The 6,324-nt window shown below is 68.1% G+C and carries 7 protein-coding genes and 1 pseudogene; 3 read left to right on the top strand and 5 right to left on the bottom strand.

Going from position 1 to position 6,324, the window contains the following annotated elements; genetic code table 11:
- Nucleotides 1–532 precede the first annotated feature (532 nt).
- Complete coding sequence (locus tag CCN72_RS16205) at nt 533–781, top strand: hypothetical protein (RefSeq protein WP_208638018.1); 249 nt, start codon at nt 533–535, stop codon at nt 779–781.
- 15 nt (nt 782–796) lie between these two features.
- Here the strand turns inward: CCN72_RS16205 and CCN72_RS16200 are convergent, their stop codons facing one another.
- The 5 genes from CCN72_RS16200 to CCN72_RS16180 form a co-directional block, all read right to left on the bottom strand.
- The gene (locus tag CCN72_RS16200) at nt 797–991 is read right to left on the bottom strand and encodes a hypothetical protein (protein ID WP_086808134.1); all 195 of its coding nucleotides are present in this window, start codon (nt 989–991) and stop codon (nt 797–799) included.
- Nucleotides 988–1,251: an LMBR1 domain-containing protein gene (locus tag CCN72_RS16195; RefSeq protein ID WP_143664115.1), complete on the bottom strand. Its 264-nt coding sequence runs from the start codon at nt 1,249–1,251 to the stop codon at nt 988–990. Before CCN72_RS16195 ends, CCN72_RS16200 begins: the two co-directional genes overlap by 4 nt.
- 256 nt (nt 1,252–1,507) lie before the next feature.
- The gene (locus CCN72_RS16190) at nt 1,508–1,906 is read right to left on the bottom strand and encodes a hypothetical protein (protein WP_086808132.1); all 399 of its coding nucleotides are present in this window, start codon (nt 1,904–1,906) and stop codon (nt 1,508–1,510) included.
- Nucleotides 1,907–2,034: 128 nt separating this feature from the next.
- Complete coding sequence (locus tag CCN72_RS16185; protein WP_279630250.1) at nt 2,035–3,270, bottom strand: MFS transporter; 1,236 nt, start codon at nt 3,268–3,270, stop codon at nt 2,035–2,037.
- A 481-nt stretch (nt 3,271–3,751) separates the two neighbouring features.
- Complete coding sequence (locus CCN72_RS16180; RefSeq protein WP_086808130.1) at nt 3,752–4,123, bottom strand: hypothetical protein; 372 nt, start codon at nt 4,121–4,123, stop codon at nt 3,752–3,754.
- Between the two features lie 1,192 nt (nt 4,124–5,315).
- Here CCN72_RS16180 and CCN72_RS16175 point away from each other — a divergent pair.
- Nucleotides 5,316–6,038 carry an RNA polymerase sigma factor gene (locus CCN72_RS16175; protein ID WP_086808129.1) on the top strand — a complete coding sequence of 241 codons (723 nt, stop codon included), beginning with the start codon at nt 5,316–5,318 and terminating at the stop codon, nt 6,036–6,038.
- A pseudogene (locus CCN72_RS16170) lies at nt 6,038–6,324 on the top strand (hypothetical protein); the annotation flags it as partial. The gene CCN72_RS16175 and the pseudogene CCN72_RS16170, both read left to right, overlap by 1 nt.

The following is a 6,324-nucleotide window of genomic DNA, read 5'->3' as shown; positions in this document are numbered from 1 at the left end:
CAAAGACCGTTGCAGTACTAGATCAAAAGAGTCCCCCTGAACAGCAGCTATGCGGGCTCTCTGCAAGGTCTCTGCCTGGGGATTGGAGCAGTCCGTCTCCACGCGTTTCTGGCTGCCCCTGGCCGCTGCTGGGCATGCGTTGGTCAGGCGCTGACAGCCAGCGCTGACCGCGGAAACGCAGCGCGTCGGCGCCCGGCTCATACCGGCAGGAAGCGAACTCAGGCTGGGCACTGAGCCGGGGGGGTGCCGAGATGCTCAGCCTGTACGGCGAGGGCGGTGGCATTTCTGGCGCCGGGGCCGCGCGGGCCGTGCTGCTGGCCGGTGAACAGGACGAGCAGGCGCTCGCCGCGGCCCGGCTCCCAGCCGGACCACCTCCGACTGCACGGAGAGCACCCTCACCTGATGGTGAGGGCCTTCTGCTTTGCCCACTGCGCCTGGCAGGCGTCAACCGGCCGGCTGAGAGGCCGCTCGATCCGGTGGTCTGCGGACCGATCTCCGCCGCGGTGGTGCCGGCGTGTCCACACTCACGCTCGTGACCGACGAGAACCCGCCCGACTTCGCCTCCGAGGATCCCCCAGCCGAGGTCGGCCGGGTCCGGTTCCCGTTCGTGCGGTGGGTCCTCGCCCCGCGTACGACGTGGCAGGCGCGCTGCCTGGCCGCCGACTTCGGCGAGGGGATGGACGCGAAGACCGCGTGGGCGATGGCCCGCCTGGTGCGCCACCCAGACGAGCACGGCTACGCCATGGCCCACCTGGATGACGAACGCCGCGCCACCGAATGAGAGCTCAGCCTCCGTTCAGTTGCTGGCCTCCGGCACGCTCGGCTCGGGCAGCTGCTCGCCGTCCAGGGAGTGCACGGCGCGGCCGCGCTCGTTCAGGTACAGGGCGTGTCCGAGGAAGTACATGGCGACGATGCCGGCGCCGATGAACGTGCCCCAGCCCAGGGCCAGCATGACGGTGTTGGAGTTGGTCCGCCGGGCGCTGTAGGTCACGCCCTGTCCGGTCGTGAACAGTCAGGGGAGCCACGTCGTCCGGCCGAAGCCCGGGTCTGCGTCCAGCTGCCGTTCCGGCGCCAGGCCAGCAGCGGGACGGACGCGAAGCCGATGCCGGCCAGGCAGTACATGAAGGCGAAGAAGTCGTTGGCGATGAACTGGTGGCCGTTGCTGATCCCGAGGTAGGCGACCCCGGGCAGGAAGAGCGCGGCCGGCACCCCGAACCTCAGCGCCTCGTTACGGTCTCGAACCTTCGCCATGCTCTCCCTCTGTTGCTGTCGGCGTCTTCGTGGGCACCGTACCGGCCGCGCCCAGCCGGGTCCGCCGACCAGCAGCAGCGGCGGAGGGCCGGCTCTCGCGGCGGGCGTATCGGCTGCGGTCGATCACAGGCACTAGGTTCCTGAACAAGTTGTGCGGCGGCTTGAAGTCGTCGAGGCTGGTGGCGGTACCGCTGGAACATGGCAGTGCCGCCGCCCCTTTCACCGAGGCAGCGGCACCGTCAGGCCTTGAAGTGCGTCAGCTGACCATGCGCCAGTGCGTGACGGACACGGCGCCCTCGTCCGCCCCGATGTGGGTGTACATGGCGAGGTGGTCCGGCTTCATGTAGGTGTCCTTCTTCTCCTCGAAGAAGGACTCGTCGTACCATGCGACGCCGAAGGCCACGGTGCCACCGGACTTCCTGGTGTCACGCTCGATCCAGGTGCGCTGCCAGTCGTACTTGCGGTCCGACTGGGCCGCGAGGCGCTCGTCGGAGGCTTGGAGAGCGGCGAGACACCTTTCCAGAGCCTCGTCGGAGGAGACGACGATCTCAACCCGTGATTCGGCGATGATGTTCCGATCGCCCCGGCGCTCGGACTCACCGAGAAGTACCAGTTCGCGGGTGACGTGCTTGTCCGGAAGGGTCGTACTGCTCATGCGGTTCCCTTTCGTTGGCCGTCGATCGAGGCGCATCGGAAGTACTCCGGTAGGCCGGCCCGATGCCGGAGGTGGAACGTATATGTCCGGTGTCATCCGGTCAACGTCGCCTGTCATATTCCAGTCAGTCAGCCACCGCCGTCCGTCTGGGCCATTACCTCGGCTGAATCTCCTTGCCCGTCCACGACTTTGGAGCTCACCAGCGAGGGCGCCGCGGCCAAGGTCACCAGCAGTGTGCCGGCTCCCGCCAGTTGGAGTGCGCCGGCTCCGCCCAGCAGGCCGGCCATCGGGCCTCCCAGCGCCGTGCCCGCAAGATTGGCGCCGTTGAGCACGGCACCTGATGACGCAAAAGCGCGGCCTCGTACCTCGGACGGAACGCGATGGTGGATGAGGTTACGAATGGCCAGGCCCTGCAACGAGTTGGCGATGCCCGTCAGGATGAAGGCCACCATGGCGGCTGCGAACAGCGGCACGCTGGCGCTGATGAACAAGGCCACCCCCATGAGCGCGCCCGCTCCGGCGAGAACGCGGGGCTGCCAAATCAGGGGGACCCGCGGGGCCAGAAAGAGCGACGAAAGCAGCATGCCAACGGTGTGAGCCGTCACCAGCCATCCGTAGCCGGCGTCCGAAGCGTGCAGATCATCACGGATGAAGAACACTCGGGCCACACTCAGAATGGCGGTGAAGAGGATCGCGCATGCCAACGCACTGATCGCCGTCCGCAGCAGCCGGTCGCCGGAGAGGGCACCAATGCCTTGGCGAACCTGGGACAGCCATCCCGTGCCCCCGCCTGAGGACGGCACGCGTTCACGTCGGACGGGAAGAACCAGGAAGGCCAGGGTCATCAGGGCGAAGGTGACGGTATTGATGAGCAGGACGACGCGGCCGTTCGCCGCCGCGACGAGCACGCCGGCCAATGCCGGGCCGAGGACGTTGCCCGCCGTACGGAACGCCTCCAGCCGGGCATACCCGTGGGACGTCTGCCCGGCTCGAACCATCTGCGGCACCAGCAACTGCAAGGCGGGGGAGACCAGGGAGAGACCGGCCCCCAGCAACACCAGCAAGCCGATCACCGCCGCAACGTTCTCGACCACCACCAGCCCTGCTGCGACAAGGGCCTGCAACGCCGTGACGATCACGATCAGACGACGGCTCTCCATCCGGTCCACCAAGGGCGCGGCAAGAGGGCCCACGATCACAACAGGTACAACGCTCGCGATCACGAGTGCCGAGATCACCGCCGCGGACTGCCCTTGGTCATGAAGACGAAGGGTCAGGGACACGATCGCCATCTGGTCCCCCATCGATGACAACCCGTATGAGGCAGCCACCACCAGCAAAGCCGCGTTTCGGTGTCGAAGCATCCGCAGATACTGCCACCGCCACAGCGGGCTCAGGCTTCCCACAAGATGGATCAAGCCAGCCCCACGGCCCGCTGGCCGACAGCATGATGAACGCCCGGGTCAGCCCCCCCCGCCGGGGGAGTCGGTGGAGCGACCGGCATCACACAACGCGCGCCCTCCATGCCTGTCTCTCCTTGCGCTGACGGAGCGCGGCCCCCGCCTCATGAAGGCGGGCCGCAGCGGACCGGCGTGTACACCGCGCACTTCCCCGGCTTGAACAAGCCTGCCCCGCGGCCGACGCCGACTGTGCCGTACCCGATCCCCTGGAAACGCAGTCGGTAGGCGCGGACCTGGCCGCGCAGTCATGGCCCGGGGCGGGCGGCCGCGGGCCGGCCCCGATGATGTGGCGCCCGGCGGCCGTTGTGCGCCCTGCCCTGGCCGGGTCCGGGACGTCGTCCTGGACGATGCACCGGCCCCGATCGCAGGGCGTCCTGGTCGGCGACTAGCGAACGAGATCTCCCCTACGCAGAACGTAGTGCCGCTCCACCCTGCCGACTGGGCCGACAAGGGTGTCTTCACCGACTAGCTGCCAAAACGTCCAGAACGTGCCGCCACCATGATGCTCGCCGCGGCAGGAGCAGGTGCAGTCATCGCGCTCTGCCTGTTGGCAATTTCGGTCGCATCGTTCTGTGGTGGAGAACTCCAGATAGACGTCAGCCTCTCCGAAACGCCTGGCGAGTGACTCGGTGAGCAGTTGGAGGTGCGGCTTAGCGATCTCCCAGCGGTTGGGCACCACCGTGTTGTTCCAGTCTGGGCGGATGCGATCGCCCAGTGCGTCGTGAAGCCAAGCCCGGTTGCCGACCTTGTAGGGCATCCACATCCAGAGACGTATCTCGCCTTAGCCGCGACGTACCCAGGGGCGTTTCACAGTCCGATTTCCTCCGGTGCGGCGTCAGTCCACTTATCAGCCTCGCGAATGTATCCCCAGTAGGCGGGGCTGTTCGCGGCATGGCCAGATTGGGCGCGGATCTTCTTCTGGCGCTTTACGGCCCGGCGGCTGACGGTGATGAAGCCAGCGTGCATCGAGTGCCGGTGAGGCGGACGGAGGGGCCTGCGTGATCGCGTTGCGCCCGATGATCTCGCGGACGGCTTCCGGGGAGAGTGCGTGGTCGCCGGTCGGCCATGATGTTATCGAGAGCACTCGTCCTGAACTGAACGTGCATCCACGCCCGTTAGCGCAACCTCGCTTGACGGCCTGACTACCTCCAGGCATGAGCAGATACAGCGGGGCGGCGACCATGTGGCTCACCGAGGGAAGCCACTCTGCAGGTAGAAGGTGACTTCTGCGATTTCATTCGGCTTGACAGCTCAGAACTGGACCGTCGACCACCGCGGCCCGTTCCGGATACGCATCGAAGGCAGTAGCACCGCACCCTTCTGACACGAGGAGCGATCGTGATGACGGCGACGTCGACGAGGCGACAAACTCGTGCTGAATCCGCCGAATCGACAGAAGAACACTACGTCGCGCCGATGTGCAAATCTCCCACCAGATGCAACCCGTCCCACGAGAAGGCCCCGGCCACCACTCCGTGGCAATGAAACGGCAAACCCCTCCTAATCCAGGAGGTCAAAAAGCTGCTCTTCGCGCGAGCGGAGGTAAAACCGGTTTCTCACCGTGCTCCGCCGGGGCTGAGACCGCTTGTTGTTCATGGCGGGGCAGTCTCTGTTCGCTGGACGCGAGGCCAGCTGTCACCGAAGCAGGGGTCGCCGTCAAGGGATGACCCGGGCCCGGCGTCAAGGGCAACGGCCGGGGCCGCCACCCCCCACAGGAGAGGCCCCGACCGTCGCTCTGAGGGCCGCTGGGCGACCCGTACTCTCTACAGCGTCGTGGGTGCGTTTTCTGTCACACCCCGGGCGCGTTCTGTCCGCACCCGGTGCTCACCCTGTGCTTACCCGCACCCGGTCACGAGTTAGTTGCATCTTCTACGGACATGGACGGAGCAAGGTTTCAGGCCGTAACGTGCCATTCGCGCCGACCAGAAGACAGGCGTAAAGGGAGTGCGGTGCTGGGGGACGACGCGGAGCTGACCGCCGCGGTGCGTGCGGCACAGGACGGCGACGAGAGCGCGTTCCGTGCGGTGTACCGTGCGGTGCATCCACGGCTGCTCGGGTATGTGCGCACGCTCGTCGGCGATCCCGACGCCGAGGACGTGGCCTCCGAGGCATGGTTGCAGATCGCCCGCGACCTCGACCGGTTCAGCGGGGACGCCGACCGGTTCCGCGGCTGGGCCGCCCGGATCGCCCGCAACCGTGCCCTGGACCACATCCGGATGCGTGGCCGCCGCCCCGCGATCGGCGGCGACGAGACCGAACTGACCGGCCGCGCCGCCGAGTCCGACACCGCGGGCGAGGCCATCGAGGCGCTCTCCACCGGCAGCACCCTCTCCCTCATCGCCCGGCTCCCGCAGGACCAGGCCGAGGCGGTCGTCCTGCGCGTGGTCGTCGGCCTCGACGCCAAGACGGCCGCCGAGACCCTCGGCAAACGCGCCGGCGCCGTCCGCACCGCCGCGCACCGCGGCCTGAAACGGCTCGCCGAACTGCTCGGCGACGACCCGGAGACGGCGGGCGTCCTCGACGCGCTGCCACCCCAGCGGGACCCCGAGCAGACCCCCCGGCCCGGATCGAGGCGAGCGAACCGGCAGGACCCCGAGCGAGAACCGCGTGGACCCGCGGTGACGTCCGCCACTGTGACGCATACGCGCGCGCGGACGCAGAAGGACATGTGATGGCCGACGAGCAGGACAAGTGGCTCAACCCGGAGACGGCGGAACGCCTGTTGGACGGGGAGCCCCTGGAAGCCGTCGACCCCGCCACCCGTGACCAGGCCGAACGCCTCGCCCGGGTGCTCGACGCGCTGTCCGTGCAGGCGGCGCCGGCCGCCATCGAACTCCCCGGTGAGCAGGCCGCACTTGCCGCGTTCCGTAAGGCCCGCGAGGCCGCCGCCGACGAGCGCACGGCCGCGCTCGCCGCGGCCGCTCCCGGCCGTCGGACCGGTGCGGGCGGTGCGGGCGG

Origin of the sequence: Streptomyces murinus (assembly GCF_002154555.1) — a bacterium.
In the GTDB taxonomy this organism is placed as follows: domain Bacteria; phylum Actinomycetota; class Actinomycetes; order Streptomycetales; family Streptomycetaceae; genus Streptomyces; species Streptomyces murinus.
The sequence above is the reverse complement of the archived record's forward strand: the minus strand, read 5'-3'. Positions and strand labels throughout refer to the sequence as shown.

Bases quoted from the DNA above. Each gene is read 5' to 3' on its own strand.
- CCN72_RS16195 (WP_143664115.1), bottom strand. From the start codon at position 1,251: ATGGCGAAGGTTCGAGACCGTAACGAGGCGCTGAGGTTCGGGGTGCCG.
- CCN72_RS16185 (WP_279630250.1), bottom strand. From the start codon at position 3,270: ATGCTTCGACACCGAAACGCGGCTTTGCTGGTGGTGGCTGCCTCATAC.
- CCN72_RS16180 (WP_086808130.1), bottom strand. From the start codon at position 4,123: ATGCCCTACAAGGTCGGCAACCGGGCTTGGCTTCACGACGCACTGGGC.
- CCN72_RS16190 (WP_086808132.1), bottom strand. From the start codon at position 1,906: ATGAGCAGTACGACCCTTCCGGACAAGCACGTCACCCGCGAACTGGTA.